19 protein-coding genes are annotated in these 17557 nt (G+C 34.7%); 6 read left to right on the forward strand and 13 right to left on the reverse strand.

Annotation, left to right across the window (positions count from 1 at the left end; translation table 11 throughout):
• Nucleotides 1–4 precede the first annotated feature (4 nt).
• Nucleotides 5–940: a bile acid:sodium symporter family protein gene (locus DW000_RS01860; RefSeq protein ID WP_120054785.1), complete on the forward strand. Its 936-nt coding sequence runs from the start codon at nt 5–7 to the stop codon at nt 938–940.
• A gap of 56 nt (nt 941–996) precedes the next feature.
• Here DW000_RS01860 and lexA read toward each other — a convergent pair whose 3' ends face one another.
• Nucleotides 997–1668 (reverse strand): transcriptional repressor LexA, encoded by a 672-nt coding sequence (gene lexA / locus DW000_RS01865; protein ID WP_120054786.1) that lies wholly within the window; start codon nt 1666–1668, stop codon nt 997–999.
• Between the two features lie 253 nt (nt 1669–1921).
• Between lexA and DW000_RS01870 the strand changes: the two genes are divergently transcribed.
• Nucleotides 1922–2230: a LysM domain-containing protein gene (locus DW000_RS01870; protein WP_120054787.1), complete on the forward strand. Its 309-nt coding sequence runs from the start codon at nt 1922–1924 to the stop codon at nt 2228–2230.
• A 123-nt stretch (nt 2231–2353) separates the two neighbouring features.
• Here the strand turns inward: DW000_RS01870 and DW000_RS01875 are convergent, their stop codons facing one another.
• A complete protein-coding gene (locus tag DW000_RS01875) occupies nt 2354–3364 on the reverse strand; it encodes a site-specific integrase (RefSeq protein ID WP_120054788.1) in 1011 nt (336 codons plus the stop codon).
• A gap of 106 nt (nt 3365–3470) precedes the next feature.
• Between DW000_RS01875 and DW000_RS01880 the strand changes: the two genes are divergently transcribed.
• Both DW000_RS01880 and DW000_RS01885 read left to right on the forward strand, forming a co-directional pair.
• A complete protein-coding gene (locus DW000_RS01880; RefSeq protein ID WP_120054789.1) occupies nt 3471–4817 on the forward strand; it encodes a VanW family protein in 1347 nt (448 codons plus the stop codon).
• A 190-nt stretch (nt 4818–5007) separates the two neighbouring features.
• Nucleotides 5008–5625, forward strand: a complete 618-nt coding sequence (locus DW000_RS01885; RefSeq protein ID WP_120054790.1) for a phosphatase PAP2 family protein — start codon at nt 5008–5010, stop codon at nt 5623–5625.
• A 138-nt stretch (nt 5626–5763) separates the two neighbouring features.
• Here the strand turns inward: DW000_RS01885 and DW000_RS09950 are convergent, their stop codons facing one another.
• Both DW000_RS09950 and DW000_RS01895 read right to left on the reverse strand, forming a co-directional pair.
• A complete protein-coding gene (locus tag DW000_RS09950) occupies nt 5764–6051 on the reverse strand; it encodes a WG repeat-containing protein (protein WP_279386757.1) in 288 nt (95 codons plus the stop codon).
• 30 nt (nt 6052–6081) lie between these two features.
• The gene (locus tag DW000_RS01895; RefSeq protein WP_120054791.1) at nt 6082–6750 is read right to left on the reverse strand and encodes a hypothetical protein; all 669 of its coding nucleotides are present in this window, start codon (nt 6748–6750) and stop codon (nt 6082–6084) included.
• A 438-nt stretch (nt 6751–7188) separates the two neighbouring features.
• Here DW000_RS01895 and DW000_RS09795 point away from each other — a divergent pair, with 438 nt between their 5' ends.
• A complete protein-coding gene (locus DW000_RS09795) occupies nt 7189–7338 on the forward strand; it encodes a hypothetical protein (protein ID WP_012864375.1) in 150 nt (49 codons plus the stop codon).
• 109 nt (nt 7339–7447) lie between these two features.
• On the opposite strand, the gene DW000_RS01905 is transcribed toward DW000_RS09795, so the two are convergent.
• From DW000_RS01905 to DW000_RS01915, 3 genes are all read right to left on the reverse strand, one after another.
• Nucleotides 7448–8191 (reverse strand): DUF4241 domain-containing protein, encoded by a 744-nt coding sequence (locus tag DW000_RS01905; protein WP_120054792.1) that lies wholly within the window; start codon nt 8189–8191, stop codon nt 7448–7450.
• A gap of 1 nt (nt 8192) precedes the next feature.
• Nucleotides 8193–9101, reverse strand: a complete 909-nt coding sequence (locus DW000_RS01910; protein WP_120054793.1) for an HAD family hydrolase — start codon at nt 9099–9101, stop codon at nt 8193–8195.
• Between the two features lie 140 nt (nt 9102–9241).
• Nucleotides 9242–10180, reverse strand: coding sequence for a DUF1848 domain-containing protein (locus tag DW000_RS01915; RefSeq protein ID WP_120054794.1), 939 nt, complete (start codon nt 10178–10180; stop codon nt 9242–9244).
• Between the two features lie 147 nt (nt 10181–10327).
• Between DW000_RS01915 and DW000_RS01920 the strand changes: the two genes are divergently transcribed.
• On the forward strand, nt 10328–11077 hold the full coding sequence (locus DW000_RS01920; protein ID WP_120054795.1) for a class I SAM-dependent methyltransferase: 750 nt from the start codon (nt 10328–10330) through the stop codon (nt 11075–11077).
• A 70-nt stretch (nt 11078–11147) separates the two neighbouring features.
• Here the strand turns inward: DW000_RS01920 and DW000_RS01925 are convergent, their stop codons facing one another.
• The 6 genes from DW000_RS01925 to ribE form a co-directional block, all read right to left on the reverse strand.
• The gene (locus DW000_RS01925) at nt 11148–12437 is read right to left on the reverse strand and encodes an amidohydrolase (protein WP_120054796.1); all 1290 of its coding nucleotides are present in this window, start codon (nt 12435–12437) and stop codon (nt 11148–11150) included.
• A 118-nt stretch (nt 12438–12555) separates the two neighbouring features.
• On the reverse strand, nt 12556–13800 hold the full coding sequence (locus DW000_RS01930) for an adenosylhomocysteinase (RefSeq protein WP_004695862.1): 1245 nt from the start codon (nt 13798–13800) through the stop codon (nt 12556–12558).
• Nucleotides 13801–13975: 175 nt separating this feature from the next.
• Nucleotides 13976–15040 carry an S-methyl-5-thioribose-1-phosphate isomerase gene (gene mtnA / locus DW000_RS01935; RefSeq protein ID WP_120054797.1) on the reverse strand — a complete coding sequence of 355 codons (1065 nt, stop codon included), beginning with the start codon at nt 15038–15040 and terminating at the stop codon, nt 13976–13978.
• Between the two features lie 42 nt (nt 15041–15082).
• Nucleotides 15083–15877: an S-methyl-5'-thioadenosine phosphorylase gene (gene mtnP, locus DW000_RS01940; RefSeq protein WP_120054798.1), complete on the reverse strand. Its 795-nt coding sequence runs from the start codon at nt 15875–15877 to the stop codon at nt 15083–15085.
• 120 nt (nt 15878–15997) lie between these two features.
• The gene (hslO, locus tag DW000_RS01945; RefSeq protein WP_120054799.1) at nt 15998–16876 is read right to left on the reverse strand and encodes an Hsp33 family molecular chaperone HslO; all 879 of its coding nucleotides are present in this window, start codon (nt 16874–16876) and stop codon (nt 15998–16000) included.
• Between the two features lie 197 nt (nt 16877–17073).
• Complete coding sequence (gene ribE / locus DW000_RS01950; RefSeq protein WP_004697404.1) at nt 17074–17535, reverse strand: 6,7-dimethyl-8-ribityllumazine synthase; 462 nt, start codon at nt 17533–17535, stop codon at nt 17074–17076.
• Nucleotides 17536–17557: the final 22 nt, after the last annotated feature.

The following is a 17557-nucleotide window of genomic DNA, read 5'->3' on the forward strand; positions in this document are numbered from 1 at the left end:
AGTTATGAATCATTTACTTACACTCAACAACGTCCTTTCCAAATACTTAATTTTTATAATCTTAGGCTTTTCATGTATTGCCTATATAGTACCAGAATACTTTACTTGGGCAATCGCTTATACACCATTCTTACTTGGTATAGCCATGTTTGGCATGGGGCTTACTATTAAGTTTGAAAGCTTATGTAGTATCCTTAGGCATCCAAAAGATATTTGTATTGGTGTACTTGCACAATATACAATAATGCCTCTATTAGCTTGGGGAATTTGCCATATATTTACCTTATCACCGGATATTGTTATTGGTGTTATATTAGTAGGTTGTTGTCCTGGTGGAACAGCCAGTAATGTTATAACCTATATTGCCAATGGTGATGTCCCTTTATCTGTAGGAATGACAATTACTTCAACATTAATATCTCCCATAGTTACACCATTATTAATCCTATATATCGGTGGCGCATGGGTAGATGTTCAAGTACTACCTATGATGATTACTATGGTAAAAGTTATTATTGTGCCAATCTTATTGGGTGCAGTAATCCAATATGTATGTAAATCACATATTAATACTTTAACTAGTATTAGTCCTATCTTCTCAATGATAGCTATTATACTATTAATAGCAGCCATTATTGCTATCAACAAGGATAAACTATTGGTTTCTGGACTTGAAACACTTATTGTTGTTGGTATACATAATATACTAGGTCTACTACTAGGCTTAGGTGTAGGAGCACTGCTTAAATTAAGATATGATAAAACTACAGCGCTAGCAATAGAGGTAGGAATGCAGAATAGTGGTTTAGCCGTAACATTGGCAGCAACAAATTTTGCATTAAATCCATTAGCAACGCTAGTAGGGGCGATTTTTAGTGTATGGCATAATATATCAGGTGCTATTTTTGCTACTCTACGGAGAGAAAATAGTTTACATTAAAATAAACTTTATACATGTAACAAAAGAACGGCAACGATATGTTGCCGTTCTTTTGTTTATATTCTATCTCGTACAAGACCGATTACGAGGCCCTCAATATGACAATTATCTACAATAATTGGATCAAAATCATCATTTTCAGGCTGCAAACGAATGTGACCATTTTCTTTGTAAAAACGTTTTACTGTAGCCTCATCATCGATACGTGCTACAACTACATCGCCATTATTTGCTGTATTTTGATGGCGTACGATGAGCATATCACCTTCATACATACCGATATTCATCATAGATTCGCCTTGAACACGAAGTAAGAAACAATCGGAATCACCAGTCAATTGAACTGGCAATGTAAGCGTGGACTCTAAGTTTTCCACCGCAGTAATAGGCATACCTGCTTGTACAGTACCGATAAGAGGTACTTGTTTAAGACCTGCACCTAAAAACTCAAAGTTATCAGAGCTAGACGTTTCATTACCAGCTACTGAGATAGAAGGTTTAGTATCTTCTAAAACGGTAATAGCACGATTTTTATTTGGATCACGTTTAATATATCCAAATTTTTCTAGCGCATTCAAATGAGATTGAACAGTAGAAGTGGAACTTAGTCCTACATGTGTACAGATTTCACGAACTGTAGGACAACGATATTCATTATGTAATGAATCTTTTATAAAGTCTAATATACGGCGCTGTTTTGTATTAATATCTGTAGCAGGGCGTCTCACGATAAACCTCCAAAGTCAATCTAATGTCAAAAAATGTAAATATTTCTATGCGTAAAAATTACCACATAACGTACTATATAATAAAAATATAAGATATTTACTTAACTTATATACCTATTATAGGCAATTTTAAAAGTTTTTGCAAACATTTGTTCTAAAACGCTTGACCGAACATTCGTTCGTGTGGTATTATAAGTATGTAAACAAACAAATGTTCTCAGATATTATGTTCGATGTAAATGTGAGGTATGAGATGAAAAATATATTGATGATGGTAGGAATGTGCTTAACAGTATTATTTGGTTATAATATGTCAAATCCTACAACAGAGGTAAATACACATAATGTACGTGAAGTAAAGGTTCAAGCAGGCGATACAATGTGGGATATTGCAGCACGTACAGCTCATAAAGATATGGATGTTCGTGAAATGGTATATGCCATGAAGGAACTCAACAATATTAGCGATTCTGGTGCTCTTGTACCTGGTACAGTTTTAAAGGTACCAGCAAAGAAATCTGATAGTCCAGTTAGAGCTTTGGACTATATGGCTCAAAACTAAATATATATGGGTTAATCCCACGCAAAAAAGCAGCTACTCTAACAGAGATAGCTGCTTTTTGTTATCTAATGTATGTTATTAAACGATTTATAGTTATTGTCTAAATCAACTGATTTATGATTGTTATCTAAATCGCTTTTCAAAAATTGTAGAGATAGGATTATCTACAAACTTATTTGCTTCATTGATATAACGACGAACCATGTTTACACTATGATGACGAGTTTGTCGCATAATATTACGTTCTTCAACACCATAAGCTGCTGCAGTCGTTGCAAAGCCATGACGTAAACTATGAGCGCCATACATAGTCGGATCTAGACCAATAAGAGAAATATATTTTTTTACGATTTCTGCAATCATCTTATCGGATATAGCTGTTTTACGTAAAGACATATTTTTTGTAAACCCTCTAAATACAGGTCCCTCAGTAATACCAGAAGCACGTAACCATTGTTGTAAAGCTTGCACTGCATCTAGAGGAGAACCAGATAAATGTGGGATAGCTACCACGGCACCTTGACCTTCTTGGTCGGCCTTAGAGGATGCTACAAAGATTTCAACACCTTGTGGTGAAAATTGAAGATTTTCTACTGTAATAGCCGCAATCTCACTGCGACGGAAGGCACCCATAAAGCCAATCAAAAGAATAGCTTTATCACGCAATAATTGAATTTCCGGCACATCTAGCTTAGCCATACAGTCTATAATATCTTCAATATCTTCTAATAAAACTGGTGTTTTCCCTTGTTGAAACGTTCCTTTTAACCGTCTAATGCCACGTAAAGCCTGTTTTACAATAGGTGCCATACATGGATTATTTCTTTGACCAGAAGCATTAAAATTTTCAGATATAGCACTAATACGACGTGAAATTGTATTTGCCTTTGCATAATCTGCTAGATCGTTAATATAATTTACTATTGTTTCTGGTGTAGCTGGAAAATAAGATACCTTTTGATAAGTACACCAATCTACAAAATCGTCCCAATCCGATTCGTAAGCATCAACAGTATTCTCAGCCTTAGATAACAATATGCTTTGTTTTGCTTTCATAGACAACTTTGTACTATTCATAAGCGCATCATTATTGCGCAAATAAAAATGCTTTTGTTGTTTCTTAGACTCTGACATAATTCACCCTTACCCCTAAAATATTAATATAATTGTACCATAGATTAGATCTTTATATGCTATAATTAGAGAATATAATAACTTATTCGGGAGCGTTTACCAATACATGACGAAGAAATACATATTAGTGGGAACACTACTTGTTCTTTTGGGTACAAGTGGTTGCTCATACATTCCAACAGAAAATATTTCTTATGGTGTATATTATAATGATACAGATCTATCAAATACACCAAAGAACGAATTACAAGCACGTTTACAAGAGGTGAATGATAAGCTACCTCAGACTATATCTATTGATATGGGAAATAATAAAAAACAACAAGCCACATATCATGATCTAGGTATTCAATTCGATACAGAGGCTATGGTAAAAGCTATTTCCACATACGGCTATGAGGATGATATGTGGACAGTATTGTCACATAGATTTAATGGCTTATTTTATGGGCATCATTTTAAACCACAATATAAGTTAGACGAAGTAAAGGGGAAAACATATCTCACTGAGTTAGCAAAAACAATAGATACACCTGGTCATGATGCATATCTTACTGTTGAAAATGGACAAGTAGTAATACATCCCGCAAAAGAAGGTAAACGTATTGATATCGATGCCACCCTCAAAAAGCTGAAAGATGATTTACAATCTGGCGATAGTATAAATTCACTTTCTATGGTATTTACTACGCAGAATACAGTAAAAGTTACCGATACTGATCTAAAACCTTTAAATACTGTATTAGCATCTTTCACAACGGAGTATAATCCAGGTAATGAAAGCAGAACACATAATATCCAATTAGCTTCTGATAAGATAAATGGTACACTCATTAAGCCAGGCGCACAATTCTCCTTTAACGATGTTGTAGGCGAACGTACTGCAGAAGCTGGCTATGATGATGCACCTGTTATGATTGATGGCAAATTAGTTCCTGGCATTGGTGGCGGTATTTGCCAAGTAAGTTCTACTATTTTTAATACAGCTTTATTATCCGGAATGAATATTGTTGAACGAACTCCTCATTTTGAGCCAGTTGGATATATTCAAGCTGGCAGAGATGCTACAGTAGCTTGGGGCTATTTAGATTTTAAGTTTAGAAATCCATATCAGCATTCTATTTATATTTTAAGCGTTATGAATAATGGAACCTTAACTATTTATATTATTGGTACAGCTCAAGATAAACCAAAGAATATATCTATCTCTGTAGGCGATTACAGTGAGATTCCTAATAAAACAATAACTAAGGTAGATCCATCTTTAAAAGAAAAAGAGGTACAAGAAGGGCATGTAGGCTTGAAAATGAATACATATAGAACCATTACATATGGCAACTGGGTTACTCAAACCGATTCCTTTGAGTCTGTATATGACCCAGTAGATACAATTATTACAATGCCTACTACATTTGAAGCAGCAGTAAAAAAAGGTGACAAAAAGAAAACATAATTATAGTTTTTATGAAATATAGCCTAAACTATTGACCATTAGATATAAATAGTTTAGGCTATAATTTGGGCTGTAAATGAGAAATCATTATAGACGTAAATAAATTAGTATAGATTAATTATTAAAATAAAAAGCATAAGATATTCTCAATAATTATCATTTAGATGAGAGTAGAATAGAAGAGGAATTTATGGACACAATTTTACAATTTGATCACTCTTTAATCTTCTATGTACATGAACATTTTGTATATAGTTTTTTAACACCAATTATGGCATTTATTTCAAAAATTACAAGTAATGGCGCATTATGGATTATAATAGCCTTATTATTAATGCTACAAAAAAAATATCGTGTTTTAGGCGTGGCAATTATTATTGCTTTAGGATTTGTATTTATAATTGGCGACCAAGGTTTAAAACCAAATGTAGCGAGATTAAGACCATTTGTTGATTTTCCAAATGTAACGGTGCCGTTAGAATCTGCACTACCAAAAGCTACAAGCTATTCATTCCCATCAGGTCATAGTTTTGGTTCATTTGCATCAGCTATGACTATTTACCTAGGCTTAAGCCAAATAGTACCTCAGAAGCGATATTTAGGAATTTTAGCATTATTAGGTTCAATAGTAGTAGCGTTCTCTAGAGTTTACTTATTTGCACATTATCCAACAGATGTATTAACAGGCTTAGTATTAGGGATTATCGTAGGATTCATTGCCTGGAAATTAGCAAGAATTGGTTGGAACTGGTGGACTAACCGTCATAATGATGTAGAATACGAACCATACACATTTAAACGTAAATAATCAAAAAAACTAGATAATACAAGGGATTGGGCCATTTAGGCCCAATTTTCTTATATAAATTACTTCCGATAATATATTGTTATCGGAAGTAATTTATATTGCAAAAAACTAGCCTACAAGTTTATAAGCTAGTTTATTTTAGTTAATCAAAATAATCAGTAAAAAATTAATTATTTTTTCATATGAATCTATTTCTTTTATATATTCCGCTAACTCAGGTTCATTAATAGTAACTTTATCAAATTTAGGTTCAATAATTATATTACCGTTATAATCCATTAGGCCATATTTTCCATTAGATTTATAAACAAATAAATCTTTATAAAATGATGTTATATCGTCATTATAATGTGGTAATTTAAATAATTTGTAACCTGAGTTTGTATCAATTACATATTTTATTATAAGTTGCTGTAGTAAAGACAATAAAATAAAAGACGATAGAGTCCAAATATTTTACTTTTTTAATAATATAGGTTTATATGAGGTATTATTTAAATTATATGCTATACAGTCTAACATATAAAATCCACACCGAAATTCCTGTTCATACTCATTCCCTATTAAGTCAGAATACTTGATTTTGAATTTTAAAAAATCATTGATTTTTTCTCCATTTTTTAAATCCACCTTAACTTTGAATGTAACCTTTTCTCTTGCAGTTGCATAATACTGACTTAAATACTCATAAATATAATACAATTTCTTAGGATACCCTTCACTATAAATATACCCTTGCAATCCTTTATCAGGAAATTTCGGTGATAGCTGTATATTTGTCGCACTTTCTTTTCCTATATTTATGAAACCTATTTCTAAAATCAAGCTATTCTTTTGATTTTTAATCTTACTGTCTTTTAAGACTATATTGAAATATGGGATAATTGACGCTCGAGTATTCTGTTCAGATAACAAATTTTGAATTAAAATATCTTTTTGTCTGTTTTCTTCTTTGTATATATCAAAATTTTTCTTCCAATTATAATTTTCTTCATTAATTTTTTCAGCGTGCTTTAAGCGTTTACTAGAATAATAATTCTTTATAATTGTATATATCAACGATATAACTGAAATCACAATTGGAATCCATGTCACTACATCTATATTTCTTAAAAATTCATACATCCATTTCCCTCCATTTTTTTATTAATTAGATATGAAATATTATATCAAAATTAAATTGCAATATGAAATTGAATAGCATTCAAATCTACAATTCTGTTAACTACTTCATGAAAGACATTCAAGGAGGGCCATAATTTAGAATCTTGCGTGTCAAATTATTACACCATTGAAGGGTTCGTTTAATAGTTTCCTCTGAAACGGCTTTTACTGGCATTCCTTTCGGTATACATCTAATTATGACTTTTATTTGATCCACGTTCTTTTATTTGTTCAATTTCATTCTACAATTAAGCAAATAATTCTTTTCATATTTTTAATTTTTCTATATGCCAATAAAGTATTATTATTACATAAAATTTATATTGAATTTTTTAGGATTAGATTGTAAAATAGTAATATAAATTATCTAATTTACTCATACTCTTATGGAGGAATTATATGTGCTGGTGTGATATTGTAAGTAAAGCCAAAATTGGCGGTTTAAAACATTTAGGTAATGGCATGGAGAGTTCTTTAAGATTTCTTGCTGAAATTATTCTTAGTTTAAGTATCATTCGCGTATTAGTAAACTGGACTTTTGGTATTTAAATCTCAAAATATAATACGATCATATTAAAAGGCGCTTAGTTATACTAAGCGCCTTATTTTTATATATTCAGTTATATCTAGTTATTTTCTTCACTACAGCGCTAATATATTACTCATATGCTTCGCTGCAATCTATGTATTCCATAATAATTTGGCAAATTTGGCCATCTTTATCAAATGCCCAGTATACTGGATATAAACCATCGCCAAACCCAGATTGAATCATCGGTACTGTCAATTCCGTATCAGGAATTGTAAAGTTAATCCAATCTCCTTTAGAACGTTGGAATTGTGGATATGCCATAGCATTCAATTGGAATAAATCACTATAATAATCATCGTAGATATTTTTTTCAGGGTAGTTTATATGCCATTGTTCATAAAATTTGTTATATGTCTCAATAGTTTGTGCATCTACTATTGTAGCTAAACCCGAATCTACAGGAAATCCAATATAGGTATCCCCATCATCTAAATCGGTTAAGTCTTCAGTCCCTTTTAATGCTAATTCGTAATATACAGGCTCATTACTGCTAAAAACAACTCGACTAGCTACATAACGATATTCATTTGGTTCCATTTCGATTATCTTAGTATCTAACAGATACGTACCTGGTGTTACCTGTCTAAGATATGTATCTGGTTTACTTGGCAATGTTACTAGAGGATCACAACACGTAATATATCCTGTTGGAAAATTTACCGTCCACATGGGTAATGTGTGTAACGGAAATCCTTTTAACTCTTTTCTGTTAAATAAATCATGATATGGTACGGTAGGTTTTAATTTACCTTCGGAACCTAATCGGTTAAAGGTTTGAATCCATTCGCTAGTTAATTTAGATTGTTCCATATTACTCCTCGGCTTCGTATTTACAATGAATATATTCGCCTTCTAATACTTCGTAGGCTGCGGTTTTACGTATAATTTGCTTTACTAATGTATCTAGTTTAGAACCATTTGTATAGTCTGCAGGTGCATAATAACGGATACGATGATGACGCATCATCTTATATACCTTTTCTTTATCTTTCTTAAATGGATCATATACACCTATAGAATGACCCCCATTAGCGTTCACAAGACTCATACAAGGAATATCTGTATCGCTATCCCCAATATAAATCATGTTACGGAACGGCACTCGTTGATTTTCAGGCTTAATGTAATCATTAACACCAGTATCATTAATATCATGAATTCCTTTTTGAATACGGAACAAAAATTGTGTCTTATTCGTATAGTTAATGGCTTGTGCAGGCCAAACAGCTACACCTTTATCATCAAACATAAATGCACTGGCATAGATTTTGGTGAAAGCCCCCTCTTTTGCCATTTCAGTGCCTTCGATCATCTCTTTTAAGCCAGACGAAATAATATAATGTTCAATCTTAACGCCTTGTTCTAAGCCATATTCGCGAATACGTTCAAACCAAGTCCGTACCCCTTCGTATAATTCTACTTGATTGCCGTATTCCATGAGTTTATCTTTTGTTACATAGAAATGGCCTACAGCTTCTTGAATCATTTTGTACATATAGGCTAAGTTATTATCCATATCATGTTTTTTAGCCAATTGATTTGATTCATGCCAAAATTGTTTGATTTGCTCTTCGTTATAGCCTACCGATTGAATGAAACCTTGTGCCTGCATATCGTCAGGGGTTAATGTCTTATCAAAGTCGTAACACATTGCTAACACGGGCATAGATGAGTCAGATGATTGTAAATTATCTTTACTATCTTTCTTATACGTTATCATAAATGCACCTCCTTTTAAATTAAACAAAAAATACATTTACACTCTCTTATATTCCTGAGATTCCTTCTTGACAACCCCTTTGGTATCTATTTTACACGGTAAGTCAATTCATTTAATTTAGTAATTTCTAGTAATTTTGCTTAAAATAAGCTATCTTGTGTTATAGTTTCCTCTACAATCCAGCTCTTCTCCGTACTTTCTTTGATAATTTCTCTTTTTGAAAGTCTTCCAATAAGTAAGCTAGAATTTGGATCATGATGTAAACGATTATATCGAACCACCGCTTGATTAGTATTAGCATAACAATAACGACAAAAGTGGCTACAGCTATCGTAGGCACCAATATCACCATGTAAATAACAATTACATTCTGGTCTCGCTGGCGTACGTTTTGGTGCTTTTAATTTTATATTCCAGGCCCTTTCATAACAATCTAAAGTAAGGCACCCCTCCGTATCAGCACCAAGTTCTTTAAAGATATACCCTTCTCCACAAGTTTTGAGAGTCATATGATGAGAACGAGCTATGGATAGAAATTCTTTGATGATCTTAGTTTGAACATCTAAACTCGGTCTGTACCCTTCTGGGAAATTCTGAGCCACCTTATCAAATATATCTAAAAAGCTTACAACAACAGTATCTGTATAATCTTTAAGGGACTTGGCCATTATATAAAAGCTTTCAAAATGAAAATCTACTGTATACTCATTGGTTAAAATGATAGGATCATAGCGCCATACCATAGATTGTGGAGTAAGCAGTTTGGATATGTATTTAAATCCCTCTATAACAGAAGCATAAGGTGGTACATAGGGCTCAATATCAGTTCCATAAGGCATTATTGTCATATGCCAGTATTGTCTGTAGTCAACAATTTCATTTAGTAGTGGAATAAATGGTAAAGGATTCTTAGTACAAAATGCAATGCCATCTATTACCTCTTGATTAATAGGATACCGAGTCACCTGTAGCGGATTATATGGATTACGAACATCTACAAACCCTTCACGGACACGATTGATTAGCCATTGGCCATAAAAAGCAGGAATATCTGTACGTTGTCCAGTCTGTAATATCATAGCCCTGCCCTTTCCTTAAAATAAAACATAGATGTATTATATCATACCTCATAGTTAGTATTTATGGAATTAATGTGATTTTTGCTGTATAGTTCGTTATTATTTTATGATACTATAAGTACTATAGAATATGAGGAGAAGTAAAATATGAACGATATTTTTGAACGCAACCATCCTATGAAGGATGATAAAGAATTTATTACATCCTATTGGGCAGATCGAGCTCACGATTTTGGCGCTTTACGTGCAAAAGAATTGGAAAGTCCCAAACTAAAATTATGGAGAGAAGAATTAACTTGTCATATATTTGATTCTGATAGATCTTTACGAATATTAGATATTGGATGTGGAGCCGGCTTTTTTAGTATTATACTATCTCAACTTGGTCATACAGTGCATGGCATTGATATTACACCTAATATGATAGATGAGGCAAATCAACTAGGAGAATCCCTCGATTGTGATGCAACCTTCTCCGTAATGGATGCAGAAAATCTAGGATTTGATACTAATACTTTTGATATCGTTGTGGCCAGAAATGTAACGTGGAATTTACCCCATCCTGACAAAGCCTATGCCGAATGGTTTCGCGTCATTCGCCCAGGTGGTTTGATTTTAAACTATGATGCGGAACATGCTCGTAATCATCATAATGTATCACAATCTGTTCATCATGCCCATGAACATGTAAGCAACGAATTAAAAGAACGATGTCACACCATTTATCATATGCTCGATATTTCTTCTTATACACGACCTCAATGGGATAAAGAACTACTTACTAAATTAGGTGCTAGTTCTGTTACCATTGATCTAACTGTAGGTCCGCGCATTTACAATGAGGAAGACGAGTTTTATATTCCTGTACCCATGTTCTTGGTGAAAGCAATTAAATAAATCTATATAGTATATAACACAAAACCCACTCTATGATTATCATGAGTGGGTTTTGTGTTTAGATTAACTGCTAATTACTAAAATATACCTGAGCTTTATCAATCTCTGCCCGTAGTTTTTCTTCATCAATTGTAAGCAGTTCTTTGTCTTTCATAAGAACCTTACCACCCACAATTGTAGTATTTACATCGGAGCTATTAGCAGAGTATACAAGAGCTGCTAAATCATTGTAACGAGGCATCCAGTGCATACCAGATACATCATATAGCACGATATCTGCACGATAGCCTTTATCTAATACACCAAGATCTGTATATCCCAATGCTTTTGCACCTTCTACAGTGCCCATGTTCCATGCGGCTTGAGCAGGAATAGCCTTTGGATCATAAAGACGTGCTTTATGTAATGTTGCTGCAAGACGTACTTCTTCAAGCATATCAGCATTATTATTAGAAGCGGAGCCATCTGTACCAAGACCAACCGTAATACCTTTGGCAATCATTTCAGGTACTGGTGCAATACCGCTAGCTAATTTTAAATTAGATTGTGGGTTATGAGCTACGGCTACATTATTTTCAGACATAATAGCCATATCTTCGTCTGTCACATGAACGCAGTGTGCGGCTAAGGTAGTATTCCAGAATAAACCTAAATCATGCATATGCGCAATTGGTGTCTTACCAGTAGCTTTCATAACAGTCTCCACTTCTCCTTTTGTTTCGGACAAGTGCATATGAATACCACAATTTAATTCATGAGATAAGGCAATCACCTTTTCCATATAATCATCAGGGCAAGTATATGGTGCATGTGGTCCAAGCAATACTTTGATGCGGTCATTATCAAAGCCGTTCCAAGTGCGGAATAAGTCAGCATTTTCAACTAATGCTTGATCTGCTGTTGGGGATACACCGGCTAAGCCACGAGATAATACAGATCGAATGCCAGTTTCTTTTACCACCTCAGCTGTAGTATTCATAAAGAAATACATGTCGCTAAAAGTTGTGGTACCAGTGCGTAGCATTTCAGCAATGCCAAGTTGTGTGCCGTAACGTACATAATCATCATTTAATTTTGCTTCTGTTGGCCAAATAGCCGTTTCAAGCCATTCCATAAGCTCAAGATCATCTGCATAGTTTCTAAATAGACCCATCGCAATATGAGTATGTGTATTTACAAGACCTGGCGTAGCCAATTGACCTTTACCGTCTAGTACTTCCTTAGCAGAGTCTTTTGCCTTTTCAGCTTCAATATCGTTTAAAATAGCTGTAATATAACCATTATTAATTTCAATGGCATGATTTTTAAGAACCCCCTCATCGGTGAGGACGTCTACATGAGTAATCAATAAATCAGACATAGTCTTCCCTCATAGGTATAACCGAGCCATGATAGCTCGGTTATATTTGTTTAATTTGAAAGCTAGTATAGTTTAGATACAAAATGTATTACAGAAACCATTATATTTCAATACAGTATTAGTTTACTTTTGTTAGGTAATCGATTTGTTCTTGTGTTAAAGAATCTAAATCATACCCCATCGAGTTCAACTTAAGTTTGGCGATTTCCACATCTAATTCATGAGGCAATACGTATACTTTTGGATCCATTTCTTTACCGTTTTTCAAGATATACTCTGCAGCAAGGGCTTGCATAGCAAAGGACAAGTCCATAATTTCTGCAGGGTGACCATCGCCAGCTGCAAGGTTTACTAGACGGCCTTCAGCCAATACATAGAGTTTACGACCATCAGACATAGTATAGCCTTCGATGTTTTGGCGAACCCGTTCGTGGCTTACAGCAAGTTCAGTAAGATCAGAAACGTTCACTTCGCAATCAAAGTGACCAGCATTACACAAGATAGCTTTATCTTTCATCACTTCGTAATGTTCTTTTACGATAACATCTTTACAACCTGTTACAGTACAGAAGATATCGCCCACTTTAGCAGCTTCAATCATAGGCAATACTTTAAAGCCATCAAATACAGCCTCAACTGCTTTAATTGGATCTACTTCAGTTACATATACGTGGGCACCAAGGCCTTTTGCTCGCATAGCAACGCCTTTACCGCACCAACCGTAACCAGCAACGACAACGTTTTTACCTGTTACAGTCAAGTTTGTAGTACGCATGATGCCGTCCCAAACGGACTGACCTGTACCATAGCGATTATCAAAAAGATATTTACAGTAAGAGTCGTTTACTGCAATCATAGGGAATGTTAATTGTTTAGCATTCTCTAATGCATATAAACGATGTACACCTGTTGTAGTTTCTTCACTCCCCCCTAACAAACGTTCTTTTGCATCTTGACGTGTAGTATGCAATAGATTTACTAAATCACCACCATCATCGATGATAATATGTGGTTTGTGATCAAGTGCTTTATGGAGGAAGTTAAAATATTCTTCATCAGTACAATCGTACCAAGCATATACAGTAATGCCCATATCTACAAGACCTGCAGCTACATCGTCTTGTGTAGACAACGGATTGGAGCCCGTTACAATTACATCTGCACCACCGCGTTTTAAAACAGTCGCGAGGTATGCTGTTTTTGCTTCCAAGTGGACACTAACAACAATTGTTTGGCCTTTGAAAGTTTGTTCTGCTTCAAAACGGTCACCTAATGTGTTTAATGTAGGCATAAAGTTAGAAACCCAATCAATTTTTTTGCGACCTTCTGTTGCTAAATTTATGTCTCTAATTAAAGATTGCATAATATCTCCTTTTACTCATACAAGTAGATACAATAAAATAAATAGTTGATAGTAAATCTACTTAGATTTATTGATACTATATAATTTTGTTAATATCATTGTAGATACTTAATTATATAGATAATATATTTCTTATATATAGAATGCTTAATAAGCTAATCATTAAGATAATAGACTATTTAGATTCTACAATCTGGCGTAGCTTATCGATTGACTCTTCATAATTTGGAGTCAATACTCCCTCTTCGGTGATAATCGCTGTTACAAGTTCATGAGGTGTTACATCAAATGCAGGATTAAGTACATCAATACCACTAGGGGCTGTTTGAACACCGTGTAAAGCAGTTACTTCATCCTCGTTGCGCATCTCAATAGGAATATCTCCACCATTTTCCAGACTAAAGTCAAATGTACTATAAGGAGCGGCTACATAAAACGGAATATTGTGGAATTTAGCTAGTACAGCCACACCATAGGTACCAATTTTATTGGCTACATCCCCTTTTGTAGTGATGCGGTCAGCACCGACGATAACGGCATCAATTAACCCATGTTGCATCGCATAGGCTGCCATATTATCTGTTTCAAGAGTAATAGGAATACCATCCTCGTGAAGTTCAAAGGCTGTAAGTCGAGCACCTTGTAATAATGGACGTGTTTCATCAGCATACACGCGTTCCAATTGTCCATTTTCATGTAATTTACGGACAACACCAAGAGCTGTACCTAAACCACCTGTAGCTAGTGCACCAGCATTACAATGAGTTAAGATGCGAATATTCTTTTTATCTTCAAATAATGTAGCCCCTGCTTCGGCCATACGTCTATTCAAAGACACATCTTCTTCGTGAATGATAATAGCCTCTTTTGTAATGAGGTCTACTACTTCACTCATTGAGGACATACTGTCAACATTAGTTTTCACAAGAGAAATGACACGATCTACAGCCCAAGCTAAATTGATTGCTGTAGGGCGAGTTTCTTTTAAGGTCTCACTAAACTCATATAAGCTTGTAAGTTGTTCACTAAATGGCGCCTCTAAACGTCCTGTTTCCATAGCAGCTAAAATGAGACCATAACTAGCAGCTACGCCAATAGCAGGTGCACCACGAACGCGAAGCATTTTAATAGCTTCGGCCACTTGGCGCCAATCTGTACAGTGAACGTATGTAATTTCAGTAGGCAATTTAGTTTGATCTAATAGTACCAGCGTATCTTTACGCCATTCAATATTAATCATAACTTCTCCTTCGATGAACTATTGTGTATCATTATGAGTTGATTATAGTTTAAAACCACCATATTCATGCATGCGATTGTGAGCGTCATAACGAGTATCTACATCGATTACATCAATAGCACCTAAGATAAGAGATTTAAGTTGAGCCGCCATGTCAGCCATCATTTCTACTACTTCACCATGTGTTAAAGCAGCTTCGGAGATACCTGCTGCATAGTTTGTAATCATAGAAATTGTAGAATACGCCATTTCAGCTTCATTTGCTAAATTAACTTCAGGTACATTAGTCATACCTACGGTATCGCCACCAAGCATATGGAACATTTTAATTTCCGCAGGAGTTTCAAAACGAGGACCTTCAGTACATACATAGGTACCACCATTGTGGATGGTAAGACCTTGTTCTGTGCCAACCTTTTGAAGAATATTACGTAATTCAGAGCAGTAAGGATTTGTTACGTCAAGATGTGCTACTGGACGGTCACCACCTTCATAGAATGTAGTGATGCGGTTCTTAGTGAAATCTAAGAATTGGTCAGTCAAAACAAAATGACCAGGTTTGAAGTTTTCATTCAAGGAACCTACCGCAGTTGTAGAGATAATAAATGTAACGCCTAATTTTTTTAGCCCCCAAATATTTGCACGATAATTAATTTTATGTGGAGGAATTGTGTGATCTTTGCCGTGACGAGCAACAAAGATTACTGTTTTTCCGTGGTATGTACCTTGTACATAATCTATTTCACCATATGGTGTTATTAAGGATTCTTCATGAATATTTTCAAAGATGGTTGGATCATAAACGCCAGTACCACCAATTACACCGATTGCACTCATTGTGACCTCCTATTATTAATAACTCTTATCTTTTATTTTCTCATAGAATACAAAAACAGGCTATAGGAAAAACCATATAGCCTGTAATTTTTATAAGGGTTATTTTATTTTTAATAATAATTATTGAACTGGACCTTTTGGCTCAAACATATCTTGTAGCTCTTCACGACTGAAATGATATTTTTCATTACAGTAATGACATACTAGTTCTGTCGTCTCGTCTTCAAGGATTGCTTTTTTATCATCTTCACGTAATGTCATAAGAACACTAGCAAAACGATCGCGACCGCAACGACATTGGAAATTAACAGGCTCATTATATACCTCATTAACAGTTAAGCCGTCTAATACGCGTTCCATAAGGCCTTTACCATCTGGATGAGCTTTCAAATATTCTGTTACAGGACCTAGTTCATTAATGTTTTTTTCTACTTGTGCTAATGCAGCATCTGTCGCATCTGGCAAGGCTTGTACGATAAAACCTCCAGCTACAACTGTATGGTAATCAGGATCTACCAATACGCCAAGGCTGATTGTAGAAGGTACTTGCTCAGAAGCATACAAATAGTAAGCCAAATCCTCTGCTACTTCACCGCTTTGAATCGGGCTTGTAGAAGTATAGTCTTGCGCCAATTGTGTAAATCGCGTAACTTGTACTTCCCCATTATGACCTACTGCGGCACCAACGTCGAGTTTACCAGCATGTTTTAATGGTACATCTACATGAGGTTCATCTACATACCCACGAACCGTATTATCTGAAAATGCATCTACGTGCACCACACCTAGTGGACCATCACCCTTAATGCGTAAACTTACGTTTTCATGGTTTTTGAAATCACCAGCTAATAAGATAGCCCCCGTCATAGCACGACCTAAAGCAGCTGTTGCTACAGGCCATAAATCATGACGTACACGAGCTGTTTCAACTGTATCGGTTGTTACAGCTAAAGACATACGAACCCCTTCTCGGGTTGTAAAACGTTTTATATAATCCATTCTATCATTCCTTATTTCTACTGATTTTATTAAGGTATTACTTTTATATTGCTTATATAGTATATCATGTCAAATATTTAACTTTCAATAATAGAGAATATATGTTCGTCTGGTCTTATTTAAATTTAAAAGAACATATTTTCGATGATATAAAAACACCCAGTACCATAAGATACTGAGTGTTATATATACAATTCTTAGATTTGATCGATAAGGTTAACCATTTCGATTGCACCCATCGCACAATCATAACCTTTATTACCCGCTTTTGTACCTGCGCGTTCGATAGCTTGCTCAATGTTTTCAGTAGTTACTACACCAAACATAACAGGAATACCAGTTTCCAAAGATACATGTGCGATACCTTTGGCTACTTCGTTGCATACATAATCATAATGAGTAGTGGCCCCACGAATAACAGCACCTACACAAATAACTGCATCATAACGACCAGATAAAGCTGCTTTCTTAGCAATCAAAGGAATCTCATAAGCACCTGGAACCCAAATTACTGTAATATCCTCTTGTTTAACATCGTGACGAAGTAAACAATCTTCAGCGCCTCCGATTAATTTAGATGTAATGAACTCGTTGAAACGAGAACCGATAATAGCAAATTTCTTACCAGTACCTAATAAGTTACCTTCTTGAACCATCATTATATTGACCTCCTTTATTCCA

Origin of the sequence: Veillonella sp. AF36-20BH (assembly GCF_003602765.1) — a bacterium.
Classification (GTDB): Bacteria; Bacillota; Negativicutes; order Veillonellales; family Veillonellaceae; genus Veillonella; species Veillonella hominis.

Coding starts and splice junctions, on each gene's coding strand:
- mtnA (WP_120054797.1), bottom strand. CDS start 15,040: ATGATTAATATTGAATGGCGTAAAGATACGCTGGTACTATTAGATCAA.
- ribE (WP_004697404.1), bottom strand. CDS start 17,535: ATGATGGTTCAAGAAGGTAACTTATTAGGTACTGGTAAGAAATTTGCT.
- mtnP (WP_120054798.1), bottom strand. CDS start 15,877: ATGAGTGCAATCGGTGTAATTGGTGGTACTGGCGTTTATGATCCAACC.
- DW000_RS01910 (WP_120054793.1), bottom strand. CDS start 9,101: ATGATAACGTATAAGAAAGATAGTAAAGATAATTTACAATCATCTGAC.
- DW000_RS01905 (WP_120054792.1), bottom strand. CDS start 8,191: ATGGAACAATCTAAATTAACTAGCGAATGGATTCAAACCTTTAACCGA.
- DW000_RS01880 (WP_120054789.1), top strand. CDS start 3,471: ATGACGAAGAAATACATATTAGTGGGAACACTACTTGTTCTTTTGGGT.
- DW000_RS01930 (WP_004695862.1), bottom strand. CDS start 13,800: ATGCAATCTTTAATTAGAGACATAAATTTAGCAACAGAAGGTCGCAAA.
- hslO (WP_120054799.1), bottom strand. CDS start 16,876: ATGGATTATATAAAACGTTTTACAACCCGAGAAGGGGTTCGTATGTCT.
- DW000_RS01915 (WP_120054794.1), bottom strand. CDS start 10,180: ATGATATTACAGACTGGACAACGTACAGATATTCCTGCTTTTTATGGC.
- DW000_RS01860 (WP_120054785.1), top strand. CDS start 5: ATGAATCATTTACTTACACTCAACAACGTCCTTTCCAAATACTTAATT.
- DW000_RS01920 (WP_120054795.1), top strand. CDS start 10,328: ATGAACGATATTTTTGAACGCAACCATCCTATGAAGGATGATAAAGAA.
- DW000_RS01870 (WP_120054787.1), top strand. CDS start 1,922: ATGAAAAATATATTGATGATGGTAGGAATGTGCTTAACAGTATTATTT.
- DW000_RS09795 (WP_012864375.1), top strand. CDS start 7,189: ATGTGCTGGTGTGATATTGTAAGTAAAGCCAAAATTGGCGGTTTAAAA.
- DW000_RS01925 (WP_120054796.1), bottom strand. CDS start 12,437: ATGTCTGATTTATTGATTACTCATGTAGACGTCCTCACCGATGAGGGG.
- DW000_RS01895 (WP_120054791.1), bottom strand. CDS start 6,750: ATGTATGAATTTTTAAGAAATATAGATGTAGTGACATGGATTCCAATT.
- DW000_RS01875 (WP_120054788.1), bottom strand. CDS start 3,364: ATGTCAGAGTCTAAGAAACAACAAAAGCATTTTTATTTGCGCAATAAT.
- DW000_RS01885 (WP_120054790.1), top strand. CDS start 5,008: ATGGACACAATTTTACAATTTGATCACTCTTTAATCTTCTATGTACAT.